General features: G+C 41.2%; 18 protein-coding genes and 1 pseudogene. 13 read left to right on the top strand and 6 right to left on the bottom strand.

Features of this window, described 5'->3' with window-relative positions; translation table 11 throughout:
• Positions 1 to 3 precede the first annotated feature (3 nt).
• The 5 genes from JUI58_RS16075 (at position 4) to dps (ending at position 9,506) form a co-directional block, all read left to right on the top strand.
• Complete coding sequence (locus JUI58_RS16075) at positions 4 to 1,926, top strand: response regulator (RefSeq protein ID WP_204104815.1); 1,923 nt, start codon at positions 4 to 6, stop codon at positions 1,924 to 1,926.
• A 24-nt stretch (positions 1,927 to 1,950) separates the two neighbouring features.
• Positions 1,951 to 5,688, top strand: a complete 3,738-nt coding sequence (locus JUI58_RS16070) for a PAS domain S-box protein (protein ID WP_204104814.1) — start codon at positions 1,951 to 1,953, stop codon at positions 5,686 to 5,688.
• 28 nt (positions 5,689 to 5,716) lie between these two features.
• Positions 5,717 to 7,507, top strand: a complete 1,791-nt coding sequence (locus JUI58_RS16065) for an EAL domain-containing protein (protein ID WP_348539904.1) — start codon at positions 5,717 to 5,719, stop codon at positions 7,505 to 7,507.
• A 44-nt stretch (positions 7,508 to 7,551) separates the two neighbouring features.
• Positions 7,552 to 8,808, top strand: coding sequence for a response regulator (locus tag JUI58_RS16060; protein WP_204104813.1), 1,257 nt, complete (start codon positions 7,552 to 7,554; stop codon positions 8,806 to 8,808).
• Positions 8,809 to 8,993: 185 nt separating this feature from the next.
• Positions 8,994 to 9,506, top strand: a complete 513-nt coding sequence (dps, locus tag JUI58_RS16055) for a DNA starvation/stationary phase protection protein Dps (protein WP_204104812.1) — start codon at positions 8,994 to 8,996, stop codon at positions 9,504 to 9,506.
• A 4-nt stretch (positions 9,507 to 9,510) separates the two neighbouring features.
• On the opposite strand, the gene rpaB is transcribed toward dps, so the two are convergent.
• Positions 9,511 to 10,266 (bottom strand): response regulator transcription factor RpaB, encoded by a 756-nt coding sequence (rpaB, locus tag JUI58_RS16050; RefSeq protein WP_204104811.1) that lies wholly within the window; start codon positions 10,264 to 10,266, stop codon positions 9,511 to 9,513.
• A gap of 283 nt (positions 10,267 to 10,549) precedes the next feature.
• Here rpaB and truB point away from each other — a divergent pair, with 283 nt between their 5' ends.
• Both truB and cobM read left to right on the top strand, forming a co-directional pair.
• On the top strand, positions 10,550 to 11,440 hold the full coding sequence (gene truB / locus JUI58_RS16045) for a tRNA pseudouridine(55) synthase TruB (protein WP_204104810.1): 891 nt from the start codon (positions 10,550 to 10,552) through the stop codon (positions 11,438 to 11,440).
• A gap of 40 nt (positions 11,441 to 11,480) precedes the next feature.
• Positions 11,481 to 12,260: a precorrin-4 C(11)-methyltransferase gene (gene cobM, locus JUI58_RS16040; protein WP_204104809.1), complete on the top strand. Its 780-nt coding sequence runs from the start codon at positions 11,481 to 11,483 to the stop codon at positions 12,258 to 12,260.
• 18 nt (positions 12,261 to 12,278) lie between these two features.
• On the opposite strand, the gene JUI58_RS16035 is transcribed toward cobM, so the two are convergent.
• Positions 12,279 to 13,412, bottom strand: coding sequence for a hypothetical protein (locus JUI58_RS16035; protein WP_204104808.1), 1,134 nt, complete (start codon positions 13,410 to 13,412; stop codon positions 12,279 to 12,281).
• Positions 13,405 to 13,644 carry a hypothetical protein gene (locus JUI58_RS16030; protein WP_204104807.1) on the bottom strand — a complete coding sequence of 80 codons (240 nt, stop codon included), beginning with the start codon at positions 13,642 to 13,644 and terminating at the stop codon, positions 13,405 to 13,407. Before JUI58_RS16030 ends, JUI58_RS16035 begins: the two co-directional genes overlap by 8 nt.
• A 280-nt stretch (positions 13,645 to 13,924) precedes the next feature.
• Between JUI58_RS16030 and JUI58_RS16025 the strand changes: the two genes are divergently transcribed.
• The 4 genes from JUI58_RS16025 to JUI58_RS16010 all read left to right on the top strand — a co-directional run bounded on the left by JUI58_RS16025 (position 13,925) and on the right by JUI58_RS16010 (position 19,283).
• The gene (locus JUI58_RS16025; protein WP_204104806.1) at positions 13,925 to 15,091 is read left to right on the top strand and encodes an esterase-like activity of phytase family protein; all 1,167 of its coding nucleotides are present in this window, start codon (positions 13,925 to 13,927) and stop codon (positions 15,089 to 15,091) included.
• Positions 15,092 to 15,125: 34 nt separating this feature from the next.
• The gene (locus JUI58_RS16020; protein ID WP_204104805.1) at positions 15,126 to 15,725 is read left to right on the top strand and encodes a chromophore lyase CpcT/CpeT; all 600 of its coding nucleotides are present in this window, start codon (positions 15,126 to 15,128) and stop codon (positions 15,723 to 15,725) included.
• Positions 15,726 to 15,833: 108 nt separating this feature from the next.
• Entirely contained in the window at positions 15,834 to 17,480 is a 1,647-nt protein-coding gene (locus JUI58_RS16015) for an SWIM zinc finger family protein (RefSeq protein WP_204104804.1), read from the top strand.
• Positions 17,481 to 17,618: 138 nt separating this feature from the next.
• Positions 17,619 to 19,283: an HD family phosphohydrolase gene (locus JUI58_RS16010; RefSeq protein WP_204104803.1), complete on the top strand. Its 1,665-nt coding sequence runs from the start codon at positions 17,619 to 17,621 to the stop codon at positions 19,281 to 19,283.
• A gap of 43 nt (positions 19,284 to 19,326) precedes the next feature.
• On the opposite strand, the gene JUI58_RS16005 is transcribed toward JUI58_RS16010, so the two are convergent.
• Positions 19,327 to 19,812: a hypothetical protein gene (locus JUI58_RS16005; RefSeq protein ID WP_204104802.1), complete on the bottom strand. Its 486-nt coding sequence runs from the start codon at positions 19,810 to 19,812 to the stop codon at positions 19,327 to 19,329.
• A gap of 207 nt (positions 19,813 to 20,019) precedes the next feature.
• Between JUI58_RS16005 and JUI58_RS16000 the strand changes: the two genes are divergently transcribed.
• Entirely contained in the window at positions 20,020 to 22,005 is a 1,986-nt protein-coding gene (locus JUI58_RS16000) for a hypothetical protein (protein WP_204104801.1), read from the top strand.
• A 74-nt stretch (positions 22,006 to 22,079) separates the two neighbouring features.
• Here the strand turns inward: JUI58_RS16000 and ligA are convergent, their stop codons facing one another.
• Complete coding sequence (gene ligA / locus JUI58_RS15995; RefSeq protein WP_204104825.1) at positions 22,080 to 24,140, bottom strand: NAD-dependent DNA ligase LigA; 2,061 nt, start codon at positions 24,138 to 24,140, stop codon at positions 22,080 to 22,082.
• A 221-nt stretch (positions 24,141 to 24,361) separates the two neighbouring features.
• Positions 24,362 to 24,484 (bottom strand): annotated as a pseudogene (locus JUI58_RS27795) (hypothetical protein); the annotation flags it as partial.
• A gap of 48 nt (positions 24,485 to 24,532) precedes the next feature.
• On the opposite strand from JUI58_RS27795, the gene JUI58_RS15990 reads away from it, so the two are divergent.
• A partial coding sequence (locus tag JUI58_RS15990; RefSeq protein ID WP_348539905.1) for a helix-turn-helix domain-containing protein occupies positions 24,533 to 24,794 on the top strand: 262 nt, incomplete at its 3' end.

Raw genomic sequence — 24,794 nt, 5'->3', positions numbered from 1 at the left:
TAAATGAAAGGCAATATTCTCATCGTTGACGATACCCCCGAAAATCTACAAGTTTTATCGGCTACTTTATATCGAGAAGGATATAAAGTACGCGGTGTTGTTAATGGGTTTATGGCACTTAAAGTTGCAAAATTAGGCGTAATCGATCTGATTTTATTGGATATTAAAATGCCCGATATGGACGGTTATGAGGTGTGCGAAAAATTGAAAGTGAATGAGATAACCGCAGAAATTCCTGTTATTTTTATTAGTGCTTTAGATGCGACCTTAGATAAAGTTCGTGCCTTTCAAGTGGGTGGAGTTGATTATATTACTAAACCTTTTCAAATTCCCGAAGTTTTAGCGAGGGTTGAAAATCAACTCACTATCCGAAACTTACAGCAGGAATTACAACAACAAAATCAACAACTCCAACAAGAAATTGGAGAACGGAAAAAAGCCGAACTTGCCGCAGAACACGCCCTACGTGCCAAAAGTGAATTTTTGACCAATATGAGCCACGAACTTCGCACTCCTCTCAATGTTATTTTAGGCTTTACGCAAGTTATGAACCGAGATAGTGCGATCGCAGATGAACAAAGAGAAAACTTAACTATTATTAATCAGAGTGGAGAACATTTGTTAGAGTTAATTAATGATATTTTAGATTTATCAAAAATAGAATCTGGGGTGATTATTTTTGAGGAAAATGACTTCGATTTATACCAATTACTGGATAATCTAGAAGCGATGTTTTTACTGGCAGCAGAACGCAAAGGCATTCGCCTCAACTTTGCGATCGCCCCAAATGTTCCTCCGTATATTAGGACTGACGAAAAGAAACTTCGCAGTTGTTTAATTAATCTCCTCAATAATGCGATTAAATTTACTGATTCGGGTTCGGTGATGTTGAGAGTGTGGGGAGATGGGGGGGATGGGGAGGTTGGGGGGGATGGGGAGGTTGGGGGGGAGCAAAAAACAATCAAAAATAGTAAAATTTATTTTGCAATAGAAGATACTGGATGCGGTATTGCAACAGAAGAAATTGAACATTTATTTGAGGCCTTCGTACAAGCTGAAGCGGGACGAAAATCGGTAGAAGGAACGGGTTTAGGACTCACAATTACTCGCCAGTTTATCACTTTGATGGGCGGTGAAATTGAACTTCGCAGTTGTTTGGGTAAAGGTAGTATATTTGAATTCTACATTACGCCCTCAGTGATTAATACGCTTCCCACAAGCAAAACCCCACTTCAGCGCGTTATTGGCTTGAAAGATGCTGCGATCGCCTATCGAGTTTTGGCGGTTGATGATACGCGAGAAAACTGTCTGCTGATCAAGAAATTACTGCAACCGATTGGTTTTGAGGTTCGAGAGGCGATGAATGGTCAAGAGGCGATCGCCTTATGGAAAACATGGGAACCTCATTTAATCCTCATGGATACGCGAATGCCCGTCATGAATGGCTATGAAGCCACCAAGGAAATTCGGCTGCGCGAGAAGGAAAGAGAACAGGCATCTGTTGTTATTATTGCTTTAACAGCCAGCATTTTTGAAGAACAAAAGGGAATAATGTTAGAAGCGGGGTGCAACGATTTTATTCATAAGCCATTTCAAGAAACGATTTTACTTGAGAAAATAGCGACTTATCTGGGGGTGTTTTACCATTTTGAAAATCTCAGTTCGACAGAAACGTTCAATCGAAAAGCTGCCGCATCCAAACAATCGGAGTCATTTTTTCTCTCAGAATTCAAAAAAATGCCTCAATCTTGGCTTGAAAATCTCTATCATTATGCCAATGAAATTAATGAAGAAATGACTCTGAAACTGATTGAAGAAATCGACGATCGCGCCCCCGATCTAGCGGAACAGTTGCGGGAGCTATATGAAAATTCTCGGTTTGATATTATCGTTCGTATAACAAAAAAAATTGTAATTCAAGAATAATTGACTATTAATGTAACTAAGTTTATGAATAACGAAACCATTACAATTCTTATTGTTGACGACCAACCCAGCAACCTAAAATTTTTAGCACGATTATTACAAAATCAAGGCTATCGCGTCCGTCGTGCTATTTCCGGGGAGTTAGCCCTAAATGCGGCTTTTGCGTCACCTCCCGATCTGATTTTACTCGATATTCTCATGCCGGAAATCAACGGCTATGAAGTTTGCGAACGACTCAAAAAAGATCGGCGCACCGAGAATATTCCCATTATTTTTATTAGTGTGATCGATCGCGCCGATGAAAAAGTTAGGGCATTTAAAGCTGGAGGAGTAGACTATATTACTAAGCCCTTTCAAGCTAATGAAGTATTGGCTCGCATCGATCACCAACTCACGATTCGGAGACTACAACAGCAACTCGAGGCACAAAATGCTCAACTCAAAGAAGAAATTTATCAGCGTTCTATTGCTCAAGAAAAATTTGCCAAAGCCTTTAGTTCTAGTCCTCATGCAATTGCTTTGAAAACCTTTCCCGAGGGGCAATATCTTGATGCTAACGAAAGTTTTTTCGAGTTATTGGGTTATAGTCCCAGTGAAATTATCGGCTTCTGCGCTCAAGATTTAGATATCTGGGTACACTCTCAACAGCGAGAGCGCTTTCATCGTCAACTGACAGAACAAAAAGGCGTTATTCGCAATCTTGAAGTCGAATTTCGCACTAAATCAGGACAGATTAAAACCCTTTTACTCTCTGCGGAACTGATTGACTTGCAAGGTCAAAACTGTGTCACCCTTGTTACTAATGATATCAGCGATCGCAAGCAATTAGAAGAAGAAATTGCTCAACAAAAGCGCTTTCTCAACGCTATTATTGATTATATTCCTATGGGAGTATTTGTTAAAGATGTTAAAGATGAAATGCGTTATGTTATTTGGAATCAATTTAGCGAACGGACTTTGGGTGTGCTGCGAGCAGACCTATTGGGTCGCAATAATTGGCAAGTATTTCCCGAACATTTGGCTCACTCTTGGCAAGAAGAAGATCAAGAACTTATGCGAATTGAACGAGCAATTGTTTATCCAGAACAGGAAATTGACGATTACCATCGCCAGATTAAGATGTGGGTGCAAACGACAAAAGCTCCGATTATAGATGAATCTGGGAAAATATCACATATTCTCGGTATTTTTAATGATATCAGCGATCGCCGACGGGCGGAAATTGCCCTACGAGAAAGCGAAAAAAAATATCGAGATTTGGTGGAAACGTCCCAAGATATTATTTGGTCGATGGATCTTGACGGCTGTTTTACTTTTGTGAACCCCGCCATGACTCGCATTTGTGGTTATGAACTCGAAGAAGTTATCTGTCGTCCCTTTTGGGATTTGATCCCCCCCCAAGAACGTCGAGACAACGCTCCTAAGTTCTTGCGCGTGTTGCAAGGAAAACCCCTCATGCAGCACGAACAAAAATACCTCGCAAAAGACGATCGCTGGATTTACCTGCAAGTCAATGCGATCGCCGTGTACGATGAATTAGGACAAGCGATCGGCGTTACGGGAACGGCTACGGATATTACTGAACGCAAGCGAGTAGAAGAGGCTTTAAGAGAGAGTGTTGAACGAGAGGTTGCTATTGCCACCATTATCGAACGAATGCGCCGCACCCTCGAGATTGAAACTATTTTCAACACCACCACCCAAGAATTACGTCGAGTTTTAAACTGCGATCGCGTCATTATTTATCGTTTTAATCCCGATTGGAGTGGAGAAGTTGTCGCCGAAGCTGTCGGAGAAGAATGGATATCTTTGCTTGAACAAGATCGCGATCGATTTGCAATCACCACGGCTTCTGATGACTGTGTTATTAAACAATTACATGAAACCATCACCATTGAAGACACTCATTTAAAAAAAACACAAGGAGGAGGATATCGTCGAGGGACGCGCTATCTCTGCATAGAAGATATTTATACAGAAAAATTTTCCCCCTGTTATCTAAAACTCCTCGAAAAATTTCAAGCTCGTGCTTATCTCACTGTTCCGATTTTCACAAGCGTACAGGAGAACGAGAACGAGAACGAGGAATTAGAAAATGCACCCAAATTGTGGGGACTCCTTGCTTCCTATCAAAATTCTGCCCCCCGTCATTGGCAGGAAGAAGAAATCAATATGGCGATTCAAATTGGCACGCAAATGGGCATCGCCCTACAACAAGCTGAATTGCTGGAAAAAACGCAACAGCAGTCAGAGGCCTTAAAAATAGCCAAAGAAACTGCTGATGCGGGAAACCGTGCCAAAAGCGAATTTTTAGCTAGTATGAGTCACGAATTGCGAACCCCCCTTAATGCCATTTTGGGATTTACACAATTAATGGTCAGAGACGATCGCCTCGATCGCGAACATCAAGAAAATCTTAATATTATTAATCGCAGTGGAGAACATTTACTAGCATTAATTAATGATGTGCTAGAAATGTCGAAAATTGAAGCAGGAAGAGCTACTTTTAATGAAGATGATTTTAATCTTTATCGTCTGTTGGATAGTGTAGAAGATATGTTACGAATGAAAGCCAATGGTAAAGGGCTTCAGTTAATTTGCGATCGCGATCGCGATCTGCCCCAATTTGTCAGTACAGATGCCCAGAAACTCCGTCAGGTTTTAATTAATCTCTTAAGCAATGCCATTAAGTTTACCGATACGGGTTTTGTGACTCTGCGAGTAAACAAGAGAAGAGGAAATCAGAAACTTTATTTTGAAGTCGAAGATACCGGCTGCGGTATTGCCTCAGAGGACGTTGAGAAAATTTTTGAGGCTTTTGGGCAAACAAAAGATGGTGCAAAAGCCTCCGAAGGAACGGGTTTAGGACTGCCCATCAGTCAACAATTTGTGCGCTTGATGGGAGGAGAATTAGATTTAGAAAGTGAAAGGGGACGAGGCTCAAAATTCTTCTTTGAGATTCCGATCAATATGTCCTCAGAACCCATTTTAGAGTCTTCCATTAGCAGCAAGAAAAATCTTCGCGCGATCGTCTCCCCAGATTTTCCCGATGTTCCTTATCGTTTTCTAATTGTTGAAGATCGAGAGTATAATCGCTTATTGTTATTGAATCTTCTCACCTCTTTAGGACTTGAAGTAGAAACAGCAAACAATGGCGTAGAAGCGATCGCCCTGTGGGAATCATGGCAGCCTCATTTCATCTGGATGGACATTCGTATGCCTGTTATGGATGGTTATGAAGCGACCCGACAAATTCGCTTGCGAGAAGAGGAAATAGGAGAGCGGGAGTCAGGAGTCGGGAAGAGGGAAAAAGTTCCCATTGTCGCTTTGACTGCCAGTGCTTTTCTTGAAGATCGAGCCAAGGCCTTAGCAGTTGGATGCGATGACTTTTTAAGTAAACCTTTCCAAGAAGATGAATTACTGGGGAAAATAGAAAAATATCTCTTAGTACAGTATTTATATGAAAATGAAACAGATTCTAAAAATGAAGACAGATGCGACTCTGAACCATTACTGGGAGACTTACAGGGAATAGGCGATAATGAATTATCCTCGCTCTCTTCTGCATTACAAACTATGCCGGAAAACTGGAGAAAAAGACTTTATGACGCATCCATTCAATGCAGCGATCGCCTTATCTTTGAAGCGATCGCCGAAATTCCCAAGGAGCATTCCCATTTAGCGATCGCCCTCGCTAATTTCGTTGAAGAATTTCGTTTCGATCTTGTCATGGAACTGGCAATACAATCAACCGAACAATGAACAACTATTAATTCTATTTAATTTTATCGTGGAGATCCCAACTAGCCCCCCCATTGCCGATATTCTCATTGTGGATGATACTCCTGAAAATCTCCGCTTACTTTCCGCTATGCTGTCCCAAGAAGGCTATAAAGTTCGTCAAGCTATTAATGGTACTATTGCGCTTAACGCAGTGCGCCGACTTGCTCCAGACTTGATTTTACTCGATATTATGATGCCAGAATTGAACGGTTATGAAGTTTGTCAAGCCTTAAAAGCTGATGCGAAAACCGAACACATTCCGATTATTTTCTTGAGCGCTCTCGATGATATTTTCGATAAAGTTAAAGCCTTTTCTGTGGGGGGCATTGATTTTATAAATAAGCCTTTCCAAATTCAAGAAGTTTTGATTCGAGTCAAAAGTCAACTGGATCTCAAAATTGCCAAGCAAAACATTTTACGACTGAATGCGGAATTAGAACAACGAGTGCAAAAGCGCACTCAAGAGTTAGAGATGGCTAATGCTCAACTCAAAAAGATGGCGATGCAGGATGCCTTGACTGCATTGCCCAACCGAGTTTTTTTCATGGAGCAACTTAACGATTTGTTGCAAGCACTACATACCGGTGCAGGCCAGGGATTTGCATTATTATTTCTTGATTGCGATCGCTTTAAAGTAGTGAATGATTCCCTCGGTCATCCGACGGGAGATGAACTGCTCATTTGTCTCGCTCGTCACTTAGAAGATTTCCTCAAACCTAGGGATACTTTGGCTCGACTCGGGGGTGATGAATTCGCCATTCTCGTCACAGAAATTCAAGATATTGACGATGCCGTAGACATGGCTAAGGCTATCTTAGATTCTTTTACCCAACCTTTTAAAATACAGGGACGAGAGATTTTTCTTAGTGCTAGTATTGGCATTGCGGAGGCAACAGAGGATTATACTCAGCCTGAATATTTGCTGCGAGATGCCGACAGTGCTATGTATCGTGCCAAAGCATTAGGAAAATCTTGCCATTACATCTTTCACCCCTCTTTGCACGCAGAAGCGGTATCTTTTCTGCAAATTGAAACCGATCTCCGTCGGGCGATCGCAGGAGAGGAATTTGTTGTTTATTATCAACCTATTGTTAATCTCGCATCCGGTACAATATCGGGATTTGAGGCACTTTTGCGCTGGCAGCATCCCCAGCGTGGTTTACTTTCTCCTCTCAATTTTATTCCTATTGCTGAAGAAACTGGATTGATTGCAGCAATTGGTTCTTATGCTTTACATCAAGCCTGCCAGCAGCTTCGAGAGTGGCAAGAGCGAGATTTGGCTGCTCGGGATCTAGCAATGAATGTCAATCTTTCCGTCCGACAATTTGCCAATCAAGATTTAATTGAACAGATCGATTGCATTTTAAGAGAAACTCATCTCGATGCTACTTGTCTAAAATTAGAGATTACCGAAAGTGTTATTATGGACAACCAAACGGCTCTCACTTTACTGCGAAGCCTGCGCGATCGCAATATCCAAATTTGTTTGGATGACTTCGGCACGGGATATTCTTCTTTAAGTTACCTTCATCGCTTTCCTATTAATGCCCTCAAAATTGATAAATCGTTTATTAATAGATGGAGCGATTCCCACCCCTCTCTCGGACTCGTTCCTGTTATTATTAATATTGCTCGAACAATGAAACTCGATACAGTGGCAGAAGGCATTGAAACCCGAGAACAATTCGAGGGACTGAAAAATCTCGATTGCAACTTTGGACAAGGTTATTTCTTTGCTCGTCCTCTTAACGCAATGCAAGCGACAGAGTTACTTAAATCGTTTCCTCGATGGGATTAATATTTTTTATGCTCATCGATTTTTTATAATTTATAAGTAATTTTATGACCGATTCCGACCAAGCTGATATTTTAATTGTCGATGATACTCCCGACAATATTCGCTTGCTTTCTACTATGTTATCCAAACGTGGATATCGCGTGCGTCCAGCGATTAATGGCAAAATGGCAATTCTGGCCGCTAAAGCATTAGAACCGGATCTCATTCTTTTGGATATTAATATGCCGGAAATGAATGGTTATGAAGTTTGCCAACACCTGAAAGCTAATGAAAAAACAAAAGCGATTCCTGTTATTTTTTTAAGTGCATTGGATCATGTTGAAGATAAGGTTAAAGCCTTTGAGGTGGGCGGAATTGATTATATTACCAAACCTTTTCAGTTTGCGGAAGTCCTCGTTCGCATTGAAAATCAATTAACTATTCGTAAATTGCAAAAAACGCTACAAAAGCAAAATAATCGCTTAAAACAAGTGATGACGCAATTGGTACAAAATGAAAAGATGGCGGGTTTAGGTCAATTGGTTGCGGGAATTGCCCACGAAATCAATAATCCTATTAGTTTTATTTATGGCAACCTCAAACCTGCGAGCGAATATATTCAAGATATCTGCGATCTGCTCGAACTCTATCAACAGGAATATCCTCAGCCGAAGGAGAATATTCAAGAGACTATTGAAGAGATGGACTTGGATTTTATTAAAGCCGATCTCCAAAATTCGATCGCCTCAATGCAAACTGGTGCAGAGCGAATTCGCACAATTATTCTCAATTTACGGAATTTTGCTCGTCTTGATGAGGCACAAGTTAAACTGGCTAATCTCCATGAAGGTCTGGATAGCACTCTCTCGATTCTACAACATCGTTTAAAATCTCGTGACGATCGCCAGGAAATTTTTGTTAAACAAAATTATGGCAATATTCCTAAAGTGACTTGTTATCCAGGACAGTTAAATCAAGTCTTTTTTCATCTTTTAAATAATGCTATTGATGCCTTTGACGAGTGGGAAAGTGAAAACCCACAAATTACAATTTCGACGGATATTATTGATGGCGATCGCGTCGGAGTGAGGATTACCGACAATGGTAAGGGCATTGCCCAAGACCTCCAAACTCGACTTTTCGATCCGTTTTTCACCACCAAATCTGTAGGCAAAGGGGTGGGTTTAGGGTTAGCCATTAGCTATCAAATTATTGTCGAGCAACACAGCGGCCAGATTGTTTGCGAGTCATCCCCGGAAACAGGCACAAAATTCTCCCTTGAAATTCCCCTTGCTTCGGCGTTAGCAGCCGAATATCGGTGAAGATTAAAGATTCAAGTAGAAAGATTGAACTATTCAACAGCCTCTCATTCCCGCTTTTTTCCTTGTCAAGTCAAAGTCATTATGATTATGATATAGAGGGAAAAACATTTTTTGAGTTTGACCCCATAACCGTAATCGATTTACGATTTCTTCAGAATTCCAGACACTAATAAGGAGACGCGATCGTGACAGCAGTACAAGCCGTTCAACCCCAAACCGAGTTCTACCCCACAAGGATCGACTTAGCCAGCGATATTCGGACCCAAGTGGTGATTATCCTCAGTCAAACCCTTGCCAGCAGTTTAGACTTAAAAACCCAAACCAAACAGGCACATTGGAATGTTAAGGGGATGGATTTTATTCAACTTCACGAGCTTTTTGACGACATGGCAGGGGAGTTAGAAGAATTTGTTGATATGGTCGCAGAACGCATCACCGCCCTCGGCGCGATCGCCAAAGGAACGGCGCGTGTTGCTGCCAAAGCATCGATTTTGCCAGAATATCCCCTTGATGCCGTTAGCGGTAAAGAACATCTCATTGCTCTTGCCGATCGCTATGCTGCCTATGGGAAACATATTCGCGAGGCTATTGACAAAACCGATGCCGCAGGAGATGCAGACACCGCCGATCTTTATACGGAAATGTCTCGGGCGATCGATAAACGCCTTTGGTTCTTAGAAGCACATCTCGTCGGGTAAACAATTATTGGCAACTGGTAACTGGTAACTGGTGACTGGCAACCGCCACTAAATGCTGAAAAGAATAACCCATTCCCCGTTCAGTGACAATAAATTCTGGCTGCTTGGGATCGGCTTCAATTTTGCCTCGCAATCGAGAAATGTGAACGTCCACTAAGCGCAAGTCTCCTGGTTGTCTGGGACTATAACCCCAGATGGCCTGTAAAATCTCTGCACGGGAAATGGGTTTTCCAGATTGGGCAATCAGCAACTGTAAAATATTAAATTCAATTTCTGTTAGGCGAATCAAGTTATCGCCGAGAGAAACTCGCCTTTTGTTGGGATCGATACGGAGAAGGCCAATTTGAGTGATATTAGGATCGTCCTCATTATTTTGCCAACTAATTTTTTTAACACGACGCAAAATAGTTTGAATTCGCGCTTCTAATTCTTTAGGAGAAAAAGGTTTTACTAAATAATCATCTGCTCCAATTTGTAATCCAGCAATGCGATCGGCTACATCAGCTAAAGCAGTTAGCATAATGATAGGAACATCAGAATCTTTACGAATTTCTTGACAAGTATAATACCCATCACCATTGGGAATCATAACGTCAAGAATGATCAGATCCGGAGTTTCTTGAAAAAACAAAGCGAGTGCTTCTTCACCGTCAGAAGCGGTAACGACTTCGTAACCTACCATTGTTAAACGAGTTTCTAAGATTCGTCTTACCGCAGGCTCGTCGTCTACCACTAGGATTTTCCCCTTGTGGTTTGTCACGTTTCGCAAGAATTAGTTAAAACTAATTGAGATAATAAACAAAGTATTTTACTGTTTTGTAGCATATCACGATCGCCAACCCTGAAGCAAATACAAAACTCGGTACTAAAACGCAAAAGATATTGTTTTAGTTTTTTTCTCTGTCTCTGGATAGAGTTGTTTTTTTCAGTAAGTTAATAAATCTTTACATTAAAAGAATTAATCTGGGTTGAGAATATAACTTGGGAGACTTGTTCAAGGTTCTACTATGTGAAATAGGATTAATTTTATCGAGATTTTCAGAATGTTGGGCTTCCTTAACCTCAATAAACCGGCTGGATTTACCTCCCACGATTGCGTAGCACGGGTTCGGCGATTGCTAAAATTAAAACGAGTTGGACATGGAGGAACTCTCGATCCAGCCGCAACTGGAGTTTTACCGATCGCCATCGGCAGAGCAACTCGTCTTCTGCAATATCTTCCAGAAGGGAAAGCCTATCATGCTCGGGTTCGCTTTGGCTGGCAAACAACTACGGACGATCTCGAAGGAGAAGTTTTAGAGCAGCGATCGCACTGCGGGATTGAATTAGAACAAATCCAAACAATATTACCTCAATTTATTGGTAAGATTGAGCAAATTCCTCCTATTTACAGTGCCATTCAACGAGGGGGAAAGCGGATGTATGAATTGGCAAGAGCCGGGGAAAAGGTCGATGTTCCCCCCAGAATTGTAGAAATTCAGAACATTAAAATTTTAAGCTGGAGTCCAGGAGAATTTCCTGAATTAGAGATTGCTATTACTTGTGGTGGGGGGACTTATATTCGGGCGATCGCGCGAGATTTGGGAGATTTACTCGGGACGGGAGGAACTTTGGCCAAATTGGTCAGAACGAAGAGTTGCGGTTTGGAATTAGTAGAGAGTATTACTTTGGAAGAGTTGGAAAATGCCATTAAACGGGGAGAATTTCAACCCATTGCACCAGAGATTCCCCTCGAACATATCGAGGCGATCGCGTTAGAAATGGATATGGCAAAACGATGGTGTCAGGGACAAAAAATCCCAGCAGAAGAGTGGGTTCAAACAAACAAATTTGTTCGCGTTTACGATCTAAATAAACATTTCCTCGGCATTGGCCAGCAAGTTAATACTGATGGTGAATTGCAACTCATCCCCAAAACTGTTTTAATGGGTTAACCGAACTCTATAATTAAAATCTAGCTATTCTGATCTTTTTATGCCGCAACCTCTCAAAAATGCTGTTTATATTATTGGCGCAGGACCTGGAGATCCGGAACTTCTAACCCTAAAAGCGCATAATATTCTCACCCGTGCAGATGTTATTCTTTACGCAGATTCTCTTGTTCCTAAGCAAATGTTACGGGATATTCGTCCCGAGGCTGAATTGATTGCAACGGGTAATAAAACCCTTGAAGAAATTCTACCGATAATGTGCGATCGCGTCCGTGCTAATCGTTCTGTCGTCCGCTTACATTCGGGAGATTTGTCTCTTTATAGCGCCATTCAAGAACAAATTCAAGGATTAATCGCCGAAAATATCCCTTTTGAACTGATACCCGGAATTAGCGCTTATCAAGCGGCCGCGGCTAAATTAGGCACGGAATTAACCATTCCTGGATTGGTACAAACTATCATTTTAACTCGTATTAGCGGTAGCGCATCGGCGGTTCCAGAGGCAGAAGAATTGGCTTCCCTAGCAGCACACAAAGCCAGTTTGTGCCTCTATTTAGCGGCACGTCATATCGAAGCAGCAGAAAATAAATTGCTGCAATATTATCCTCCAGATACTCCTGTGGCTATTTGTTTTCGCATCGGTTGGAAAGATGAAAAAATCTGGCTGGTTCCTTTAGAAAAAATGGCGATCGCTTCTCGTGAAAATGATTTGATTCGCACGACATTGTATTTAATTAGTCCAGCTTTAAAAAATAGCGATAATGCGCGATCGCGTCTCTATCATCCCGAACATTCTCATTTATTTAGAAGTAACAAAGAATAGGGAATAGGGAATAGTTATTTAACTAATCTCTTGCAGGGCTTTTTCAAGAGCAGCCGTTTTAAAATCGAGTTTAATGGCACTATGAAAATTTGGCGTTACAGTAATATCATCAATAGTGTAGACATTAACTAATCCAAATTGAATAGCTTTTATATCAGCTTTGCGAGGGATAATTTCTACATATTTTCTTAAATATCCCGTACTTAAATTCAAATCTACATCAATACGATGGTAATTTCCAACATTAACTAAACCAAACATTTTAATATCAACGTTAGATTGTTCTTGACGAAGGGTATCTTGTAATGTTAAGGCTGCAACATCGATAATTTCTTCAATTTGTTGAGGATCGGTTAAATTTTGTTGAAACTTCTGCAAAAGTTTTAGGAGACTATTATCGTCTTGATTCTCTAAAACAAACTCTAAATTAAATCCTAATTTTTTCTCATCGATCGCGCTTTTAAGATAGGCGATCGTTCCTTGTTTAAAACTTTGTGGAATAGAAGAGGACAGTTTTCCAGACTGTTCCGAATTTTCCTCCGCTTCTAATAAACCAAAGCGAATCAGTAGTTTGTCAATGCCTAAAATTTGCTTCTGTACGGCTAAAATTAAGGTAGATTTGAGATTAGAACGGAATTCACCCAGGGGATCGAATAACCACCAAACGCGACGAATGGGAGATAAACGAGGAAGGTGTTCTCCTTTTGTCCACAGTTGTCTCAGTTCAGTATATTTTAAGTATTCTGAGAACCATTGTGCTTTCCAATACGGGAGTTTTATAAATAACTTTCCCGCAGAAAAATCAAATGTGAATTTAGAATTGCGATCGAAGGAAAATTCGATTTCATAGAGTTGAAATAAAGTTGTTCGTTGTCCTAAAATTCCAATTTGAAAATCTCGTAAAAAATTGGCTGCTGCATCAATTTGATACAAAATGATTTTCCTAACAGGTTGGATGTTCAGATTATTTCCTAACTTAATTGCAATGTTATAACTGGTTTCTAAACGACGTACTTTTTGGGGGGGAATTTGACGACGCACTAATGCCTCACGAACTTCGCGATCTTGTGTCTTTAGCGAGTTATGGGCATAATCACTACAAAAGATGAGAAAATCTTCTCTCGTTTCTTTGGATTGAGGCGTTTTAGACATTCTTGATGGTCAATGGTGCAATTGAAATTTTAACTGTATTTGGATTCTTATGGAGTTTGCTTGACAAATCTTTTTCCTTGATGGGTTCAGTAGAACTTTGTAGAGTAGAATCTTTAATAAAATCCTTAATAACAAACCATTCTCCTGTTTCTGGATGGCGATAAGCGGTAAAAGGATTGCGTTGTAAAGAAGAATTTGAAGGTTTGGTCATAATACGCTGGATGACTTGCACGATGGGCGCTCCTAGTTATATAATACTCTGCTCTAAAAATTCTTGTGCCGTGAAAATTCTGATTTGAATCTATTTTCTCTTACTTGTCCCTTCGGAATTATCCGCAGAATTGCTGATCTTGACTACAAATCTGCTGAATCTACTGATTTTGGAAGTTCTGTCCTCCAAGATCGATCAGCAATTTATCGGTACTTCTACACAGGTTGAGAAATTGTGGAATCTCAAGGGTTAAACTGCCTTTATTGTTCGATCGCGATCGATATCATAAAATACAATGAAAATGGATCAAAAATCTTTATTTTCCCTCATCCTTGCTGCTGTAGTTGCGATCGCGCTTTCTGCTTGCACCCCTTCTCAAATTAGCGCCCGAGAGCGTTTATTTTTAGATGTATCCCTCGAATTTGTCGGGGAGGCACAATTGCCCAAAATGGAGTATAAGGGGACGAGAGTGGGGGGACTATCGGGTATTACTTACGATCGCGATCGCAATATTTTCTATGCCCTCTCGGACGATCGCGACAATGCTCGCTTCTACACCCTCAATCTAACATTGTCCTCTGAAGAATCGCCTCGGATTGAAGTCAAAAATGTAACATTTCTTAAAGATGAAAGGGGAAATTCTTATGCACAAGGGGCGATCGATCCTGAAGGCATTGCGCTGACACCCAGAGGGACGTTATTAATATCAAGTGAAGGAGTACCTAGTCGCAAAATCGATCCTTTCGTAGCAGAATTCGATCGCCAAACTGGACAATATCTCACAGAAATTCCCCTTCCTGCCCGTTTTTTACCCAACCAACCTATCCGCAAAGAAGATATCCCTCACGGAGTCCAAGAAAATTTGGGTTTTGAAGCACTGGCGATCGGGATTTCTGGTTTAATTCCTGAAGACCCCTATCGCGTTTTTACTGCCCCAGAATTTGCCCTAGTTCAAGATAATATTGATCATAATATTGATCATAATATTGAGCCAAACCCTGAAGTTTCTCCCCGCATTCGCCTTTTACATTATGTTATCAACCCTATTGGTTCGCCTTTACTCATTTCCGAGAATCTTTATCTCCTCGATCCTACCTCAGAAGGGGTTATTGCTAACGGATTAACGGAAATACTTGCTCTCGATCGCGAAGGATTTCTCCTCAGTTTAGAACGAACATTTGACGGTATAGAAGCAGGTGCAAAATTGTTTCAAATTGCTACAGGAGGAGCAACGGATACTTCTCGCATTGCCACGTTAAAAGGCGATCTGAGTACCGTAACTCCGCTACGCAAACAATTATTACTGGATTTGCAAGATTTGGGCATTGTCCTCGATAATTTAGAGGGAATGACCTTTGCTGGGCGTTTACCTGATGGATCGCCAAGTTTAATCTTAGTCAGTGATGATAACTTTAATGAACGGCAAGTCACGCAATTTTTAGTTTTTCGCTTTCAAGAAAAACCATGATAGACTAATTTTGAGTTTTGAATTTTGAATTTTTATGTCTCATTCAACCGATATTCTTACCCTTGCTCGCTGGATGTCCGCCGATTTTAGCAATCAAGAACAAGCAATCGAAAATCCCCCCTTTTTCGCTCATATTCGCGTCTGTATGCGACCGTTACCCGTAGAGTTATTATCGGGGGTGAGTTTACTGCTCGAACAGGCTTATGATTTTATGTTAAATCAACCCTATCGCTTGCGGGTATTAAAATTAAAAGTAGTAGACGATCGCCTTGGGATTGAAAATTATAGGATTAAAGACCAAGAAAAATTTTACGGTGCAGTGCGCGATCGCGATCGCTTGCCAGAATTAACCCCAGAACATTTAGAGAAGTTACCAGGTTGCGATTTTATTGTCCGTTGGACAGGAAATAGTTTTCAAGGGGAAGTTGAACCAGGAAAAGCGTGTAAAGTAATACGAAAGGACAAGGAAACCTATTTAGACAGCAAGTTTACCGTTGATGCAGAAAAACTTATCAGTTGGGAGAAGGGACTCGATCCGCAAACCAATGAGCAAATTTGGGGGGCGATCGCCGGGTCCTTTCATTTCCAACGTGGAGAAAGTTTTGCCCATGAGGTTAATACTCTTATTATTTAAAGAGTAGAGAAATATTTCTCAAAGAAATATTTCTTTCCCTCATTTTTTGCCAACCAGTACAGATGTTGATTATAATGAGATCGTCACCCTTAATCCCAACCGATCGCGATGGAATTTAATTACGCATATAGCGGTAGCACTGCGGTTAGTGACAGTGGAAATAGTACGCAAATGTCCTTTTCTCCTGACACGAAGCGTCAACCCACTTATTTTGTTGGCGAATTGCGGAAAAATATTGCTTTTCGTGAGGCTATTAGTGCTTTACATGATGTCGTCGTCTCGGATCTGCGCTTTAAACCCAAAGATCGTACCGAATATAAAATATGGCGATCGCAACAAGATGACCTAGACTGGCAGTTAATCGCCGCACAGCGATCGGAGATACGGGAACAGATACAAACTTTACAGAGCGAACTTAAAGACCTCTATCAACGTAAAAGCAACCGTTGGTCGGAATATTACAAAGCACAAAGAGACTACTATGACTATCTCTACGAACGCGATCGCGATATGTGGTTTGTTCTCGATCCGGTGATTACCGTCCATCCTGATGAAGTATTTTTTGAGTGTTTTTCTCAGGATGAATCGAGTTATGGTCGTTTGGGGGCAAGTTACGAGGTTTTTAAAAACATTAATGAGTTTGCTTGCGGGACAACTAATATTGATTATTCGGCGGATCTCTACAACGAATTTCAAAAAATTCGCAGTTATAAAAATACCTTATTTCAAGTCGATCCTTCAGGGTTTGAGGTACAAACAACCCAAGAAGATACTTATAAGGAAGTGAAAATCGATTTACCGGATAGTTGGGTGCGAGGGTTCTTACAAGTGAGTTCCGCTATGTCTCTCCCAGCAGTTCAGTTGGAATTGCAGCCGATGGATGTTTATAATATTTGCTTTATCCTGCGACGCTACAAAGAAAAACAGAGTCCGAGAGGGATGCGCTACCATTTGACTCCTGGACAACCGATCAAGATTGTTTTTGAACCCTGGGAGATAGAGATAATTTGTCCGCGATCGCTATACAAGGGAACCCAAGCACAAGTTATCAGAGTTTGGGGTCGTCGTCGTCTTCTCATTCTCGAACGTCTTCTCCCCATTGCTAAGAAGTTTACCGTACATCTCCTCGGCACGGGAATGCCTTCTTTTTACGTGGCGGATCTGGGGGATATGTCTTTCACCTTGGGGTTATCGGGATGGAGTGCAAATGATTGGTCGGGATCGGGGAATTTTGACCTGATGACCTCTAGGACAGAGGTAGATGCTTTCACCCAGCAACAAGTATTTACGAGTTTGCAGGAAAATTGGGCGGAATCTGTGGGAGATTTAGCCAAGCGCTTAAATTTAGATCGTAGTGTCATTTTGGCAGCATTAAGTGCTTATACTCAAGCAGGTCGAGCAATTTACGATCTCAATAAACAAGTATATCGCGTGCGGGAGTTGAGTCGCGAACCTTTACCGATGGAAAGATTGCGCTTTGCGAATGAACGAGAAGAAAAAGCAACTCGTTTTTTAGAGAATAATAGCGTAGGGGTTACGAGTATCGCGGGAGACTTGGAAAGCGACCATACTGTGCAAGGAACTGTTGGCGATCGCGATCGCACTTACGAACCCTATTTAGTTATTGATAGCGATCGCCGTCTCGTCCAAGCCGAATGTACTTGCAATTGGTTTCAACAGAATAAATTATATAAGGGACCCTGCGAGCATATACTGGCGTTAAGAATGCAGTGCGATCGTCAAAATAGACAGTAAATCTAAAAATCTAAGCAAGACAAAAATCGGCAAATAAAGTCATGCGAGTTAGACTGAATAACGTAGCCCCATTTGCGAAGTATCTTCCCAGGAGGACTCGTCGATGGGTTTTCAGATGTGCAGTACCCCCGAACAGTTATGAAAGCGTTCGAGTCCCCGAGTTTGACCTTTGAGAGTGAGGAATTCATTACCACCGCAACCCAACGGGTGTCCTTAATCGAACAATTATTGGCGATCGGTACAGCCCTATCGGGAAGTCATAACTTGAGGGAGTTATTGGCCTTAATCCTGAGCAAGAGTCGCGAAATTACTTGTAGCGATGCGGGAAGCGTTTTTTTAGTCGATCGCATCAATTCAGTGCCTCAACTCGTATTCAAAATTGCTCAGAATGATTCTCTACCGACGGTTTTGTTTCAAGAGTTTACACTACCCCTCACGTCAAAAAGTTTGGCGGGATATGTGGCTTTAACAGGACAATCTCTGAATATTCCCGATGCTCATAATTTGCTGCCTGGTTTACCCTATCAACTCGATCGCAATTTCGATCGCGATTTTTCCTATCGGACTTGTTCGGTATTAGTGCTACCCATGCAGGATGCAGAAGGGGAAATTATTGGAGTCTTACAATTAATTAATCGCAAACTGCGCCACGATATTAGAATCAACGGAGATAATGCCCTCAATGTTACTCAACCCTATTCGGACTGGGAAGAACGTTTAGTGCGTTCTTTAGCCTCTCAAGCCGCAATTTCCATCGAACGTAATATTCTCCAAAAAAGCATTGAACACCTCTTTGAGGGCTTTGTAAAGGCATCTGTACAAGCAATTGAAGCACGAGATCCCACCACTTCCGGACATTCCGAACGAGTCGCATCTTTAACTGTGGGTTTGGCTCGGGAAGTGACGGAGATGAAAAAGGGACGCTTGCGATCGCTTCATTTTAACGAACGACAAATTCAAGAAATTCGTTATGCGGCCTTACTACATGATTTTGGCAAAATTGGCGTTCCTGAAGCAATTTTGAATAAGCGCAAAAAGCTCTATCCTCAACAATTAGAAGTAATTCGTCAGCGTTTTGCGGTTGCAATGCGGACTTTACAAATGGAGTGCGCCCAGGATAAGTTTCAGTATTTGGTCAATCATCCTAATTCTCAGCATACTCCCGATGCTAATTGTTCTCATTGTCAGCAATTACAAGCCTTTGACGATCGCTTGGAAGCAGCGTTAGAAAAGCTCGATCGCTATTTAAAGTTTATACAAGAGATTAACGAACCCGAGTCCTTAGCAACGAAACGATTTGAGGCCTTATCAGAGGAGGCTTTTGTGGAATTAACAGCACTTTCAGAGTATTACTATCAGGATATCGATGGTACTCTCAAACCCCTCGTCACTGCCCAAGAAATGGAGCAAATGTTGTTACCTCGGGGCAATTTAACCACAGAAGAACGTTTTGAGATCGAGGCTCATGTGACTCATTCCTATGAGTTTCTCAAGCGCATTCCTTGGACAAAACATCTACAAGATATTCCGACGATCGCCTACGGACATCATGAAAAGTTAGATGGTAGCGGTTATCCTTTGGGGTTAACGGGGGAAGAAATTCCCATTCAAACACAAATGATGAGCATTGCTGATATTTATGATGCGTTAACGGCTGCGGATCGTCCCTATAAGCGCCCACTTCCTGTTAATATTGTTCTCAAAATTCTACGAGAAGAGGTTGAGAAGAATAAAATTAATGGCGATCTAGTCGAGATCTTTATTCAACGTCGAGTCTATCAAATTTTGAGCCATCCAAGATAGAAATTTTGTGGAACTTCTATCTTATTTTCCCCTTATTTTGCTCTTATTGGGCTTGACAGGTTTGCAATAACTCGCGATCGCGATCGCTGATCTCTTCGATGGGATAAAATCCCTCCAAACCAGGTTTATTGGTGGGAATATCCCCAACTGAAGCAACTAAAGAAGTATTTTCAAGGGCGATCGCATAAGGGAAAGTTTCTCCCGTGTAGCTATCGGTTATATTTAAAGCCAATTGACCTTCTTTTGTTGCACCTCGGAAGCAATCAAAAGAGGAACGAGGCTGATAAAATGCTCCTGTGATTTGTCCAGCTTTAACTTCAAGAATAGCGTAGGATTTGCCAATTTCGTTAGGATTTACCGACTCACCGTATAAATGAATACCTTCTGCTAGGGTAATGGGTGCATTGCGGGTTGTTTCTGCACTCTGATGCGCGATCTCTGGGGAAGCGATCGCCGGAGTAGCGACGGTTAATGCGACTAAGGTAGCAGCGAAACTACGAGCGATGGGGTTGTTTTGGAGCGTTTTCATAATTCATTATCTCAATTCCTCACAGGTTTACTATCCCGCGATTTACTTTGCCGTGCAGCGATCTTCCTCGGTTTTGGAGGTGAGATAAAGCAGAATTTTGAGAGATCGTATCCCTTCTCAACTAGCGATCTGTATCACAGGAAACGTTCTGGAATTCCGAGTTAGGGGTTGAGGAGTGATATATTCTGAACTTTGCAGCGAAAATCTATGCTTTTTTTCTTTTTCTTACAATTCTTTACATTTTTCTTTTCTCTTCTCGTTCTCAATCATGGGATTAATCAGTTTATCCTCAAACGTTCTGATTTTGATTCTGCATCGCTTCCAGTTTTTGCCTGGGGATGGTTCGTTTATTTTCTGATCTATATTGTCAGTCGTTGGTTAGCTGTACCCGTTGAACCCATCCGGAATATTTTTACAGGCATGGCTTTTAGTATTGCGATCGCGGGAGGAATTGTCTGGTTTTTTCGGCCTCATTGCTCGTTTTGGCAACAGCGTCGGCAAGATTTACCCCTCGATCTGGGAACGCTTGCTTTCTTATTTTGTTTCTTGATTGCCATGCTTTATATCGGACCTTATTTAGAGCATCCATCGGACTCAGTGGATTATTTTTATCGCATTCAAGCCTGGGAAAAAGCCAAGTTTATGAACTATTCTAGCGAGAATCGCTATGTTACTTTTGCTACATTTTACGAACATTGGCTCTTACAATCTTCGGGATTGAGTTATGGAGAAAGATTGGGTTTAACTTTCGTTTCTGCTCTGACCCAAGGAATCTTATTTTGGGAATTTATTCGTATTGCTAGATTCATCACCCATAACATTCCTTTAAGTTGGTTAGCAAGTTTAATGTCTTTAGGTTATTTTGGCTATGATGCCATTAGTTTTTATCGTTATAGTGTCTTTTCTGGTCCGATGCTGTCTTATATTATTTATTTGGAGGCATTGGTTTTAATCATTGCTCTCTTTTTAAAAGAGCAATGGCGTTACTTATTATTTTTACCTCCTCTGCTTTGGTTTTGTTGGGATAATCACGAACAATCAACTTTGTTTCAAGTGACTGCGATCGCGGCGATCGCTACGACTTTGGTGCTGTTTCGTTATCGTAGCTTAAAGCCTCAATTTAGACGAGTTTTAGTGTTGGCGATCGCCTTGGGCATATTGGCTACAATTTCATTCTGTTTGCTGCGAGAACCTATAGCCAAAAATTTAGATTTAGAATATCAAAACTTATATCTCTTCAATATTGAAACTGTTTTCGGCTGGAAAATGTATGTTATTCGCTATACCCCTTTAAGTCATGCGATCGGGCTTGTGGGTTGGCTAATCGTATTAACAACAATACTATTTTTACTCTTTGGTAAACCTGAGAGAAAACTGGATATTATGTCGGGATTAACACTATTTCCATTTCTGCTTTTTTGTAATCCCTTAGCGATTGAAGCCCTTCGTCGCGTTATGGCAGCAGAACAATTTCATCGCTTAATTTATGGCTGTTTATATTGGATGTTACCAATTGTCTTACTGCATCACTTCTCACCTCAGTTAGAAAGTTTTAGTTCTCAATTTGTGTTATTTAAAAAGAAAATTAATAACAAGATATATTTCCAATATTTTATCATTATTTTATTACTTTTTACCTCATTAATTCCTCGCGATCCAATTTACGGAAAAATGATTCACAGTTGGTTAAAAGTTCCCAAGACTTTAGATGGTTCTGATTTAAAACCCGTCATTCATTACCTGCGAGAGAATGCAGAGAAACAGTGTATAAATCCACTCTCTGACAGTAATTCTTATCCTATTCGACGCTATGTTTTCAGCGATCCTTATGTTAATACTTATTTAGCAGGAACAGGATATTTTTATACCAATACCCATCGCTGGGATGATTCAGATGGTTATGAATCATTTCCATTGGGAATTACGACAACATTAGATACAGATATTGATTATTCCCAATTTATGCAATTATTACGAGAAAGAAGCGTTTGTTATATTGTTATCTATTTACCCGACAAAAAAATAACCAGTTGGTTAGGTAGAACAAGTGGTCATTGGTACGATACTTATGCTCATACTCAGCGTCATTATTCTCCTCAGTTTTTAAAATGGGTGCGACAATCTCCTCAAGACTTTACCTTAGTTTTTGAACAAGATTCTGTGCAAGTATTCCAAATTAAAGTTTCCGAATAAAAGTAATTAACTCAACTTGCTAGTTATTGATTCGATCGCCCCAGCCCCGCTTAAAAGGGGGGTAGAATTCAAAGTTAATTTTTTCTATCTATCATCGTCATTAATTGCGATTCACTCAACTGCGTAATCCCTAATTTTACAGCTTTTTCCAGCTTTGATCCAGCATTTTCCCCCACCACGAGATAGTCTGTTTTTTTACTAATAGAACTGGTTATTTTCCCTCCTGCTTGTTTAATTAATGCTTCTGCTTCTTTGCGTCCTAATGTAGGTAAAGTTCCCGTTATTACTAATATTTTGTCAGACAAAACCCCTTTTATGCTAAAATCTGAGGCAGATGATAAATTGGTCGTTTCTTGTGCAAAATTTAGCCCCGCCGTTTTCAGAGATTCCACAAGGGTTGAATTGGCTGGGTTTTGGAACCACTCCCAAACCGATCGCGCAATTTCCAAGCCAATGCCATGTACGTTTTCGAGGTCGTCGATGGACAATTTTGATAATTGATCTATCGTTGTAAAATTCTCGGTTAATAACTCGGCATTCACTTTCCCCACATAGCGAATACCCAAACCGTATAAAACTCGTGCATAAGACTGGGTTTTAGACTGCGCGATCGCCTTGATCAGTTTCTCGGAAGACTTCTGCCCCATACGTTCCAAACTCGCAAGGTCTTCAGCCGTTAAAGCATAGAGATCCGCCACCGATCGCACCAACTCGCGATCGACAATTTGTTCGACAATCTTCTCCCCTAAACCGTTAATATCTAGGGCATCTCTTGAAGCCCAATGCAGCAAACTTCCTCGCAAGATAGCAGGACAAGAACTATTCGTACAACGAGTCACAACTTCCCCTTGAGGGCGGACTAATTGAGAATCGCATTCTGGGCAGTTTTCCGGCATTTCGTAAGGGATAGTCCCCCCAGGACGCAACTCCGTTAATACCCGTACCACCTCGGGAATAATTTCTCCAGCTTTGCGAATAATCACCGTATCGCCAACGCGAATATCTAACTCAGAAATGCGATCGCGGTTGTGTAAAGTTGCTCGCTGTACCGTTGTTCCCGCTAAGAGAACCGGCTCCATGATTGCCATCGGCGTAACGGCACCAGTACGCCCAACATTAACCGTAATTTCCTTCACAATCGTAGGAGCTTCTTCCGCCGGATATTTTAAAGCGATCGCCCAACGGGGAAATTTTTGTGTAAATCCTAATTCTGTTTGTAGGGGGACAGAATTAATTTTCACCACTACACCATCCGTCAGATAAAGTAAAGTTTTTCTTTTTTCATCCCATTCTTGAAAATAGCCTGCAACTGCTGCTAAATTGACACATAATTGGCGATTGGGATTGACTCGAAAGCCCATTGTTTGCAGAAATTCTAACGCCTCCCATTGTGTTTCTGGCTGAAGTTCGGGATTATTCGGTAAATATAGAGTGTAAGCAAAAAAATCTAAACGTCGGCGATCGACCTCTTGAGAATCCAGCTTTCGCAAGGTTCCTGCCGCCGCATTGCGAGGATTAGCAAACAAATATTCTCCTGTTTTTTCTCGTTCTTGATTAAGGCGATCGAATTCATCAATGGGTAAAAAAGCCTCCCCGCGCACTTCCACTAATTCCGGTGGATTTTCTAAATTTAATCGTAGGGGAATACTGCGAATCGTGCGAACATTTTGAGTGATATCTTCCCCCGATATCCCATCTCCTCGCGTCACCCCTTTTGTTAATCGTCCTCGTTCATAAGTTAAAGCCAAGGCAGACCCATCTATTTTTAATTCACAAACATACTTAAAATCTGCAACTTCTGGAACTTTGCCAACTTCTGGAACTTGGCGCTGCCAGCGATCTTGCCACTTTGCTAACTCTTGCAAATTAAAAGCATTTTCTAAACTGTAGAGGGGAATATTATGGCGAATAGAAATAAATTCAGTTGCAGGGCGATCGCCAACCCGTTGAGTCGGACTATCGGGACTAATAAGTTCGGTAAATTGTGTTTCAAGGTCTTGTAATTCCCGATAAAGGCGATCGTAAACTGCATCCTCCATAATAGGATCGTCGAGGACATAATAAGCATATCCCGCCTTCTGTAATTGTTGGCGCAGTTGTTCGATCCGGTGTTGAATTTCTGTTGAGACTGCCATTTCAACTTTAAAGATAACTTTCTTTATTTTATCCGTGGTTTGAGCATTAGATCCTCCTAGAAGAATATCCCAAGTAACAATTTCCCGCAATTGTCCCCAAATCGATCGCAGGCGGCGTAAAATGACTGAACAACCAATAGGGGGAGTCTGAGGGGGGATTGGTTTCCCCACTCGTCTATACGGTGGGGCGGAAAATCCCCCCTCAGAAATGTAGGGACGTTTCATGAAACGTCCCTACCATCCTTATTTCTTCCTCCACTTTGGTTTTGGATGTACTGCTTAATGATTGCCAAAGGTGCGCCGCCACAGGAAACGATGCACTTGGAATCATGCCAAATTTTCGAGTGAGTGCTATATTTAAGTATAGTTCAAGCCATCAAGGAAAAGCAAAAATGGCAACGAGGCGATTAACATTTCGATTATATCCCAATCAAATCCAGTCTCAAACTTTGTTAGAGGCACGTCGTCTTCATGCTTATTTGTATAATGCTTGTTTGGCTCATCGACGTTTTGAATGGCGAAAAAATCGCAAGTCAATCGATTATTTCAGCCAACAAAATGCCTTGCCAGCTTTCCGAGAATGTTGGGAAGAATATAAGCAATTAAATCTATCTTCTTTGCAAGCAACAGTAAAGCGAGTAGATTTAGCTTATA

It is taken from the genome of Spirulina sp. CCY15215, from assembly GCF_016888125.1.
GTDB lineage: Bacteria > Cyanobacteriota > Cyanobacteriia > Cyanobacteriales > Spirulinaceae > CCY15215.
Note: the sequence above shows the minus strand (reverse complement) of the source record. Positions and strands in the feature narration are given on the sequence as shown.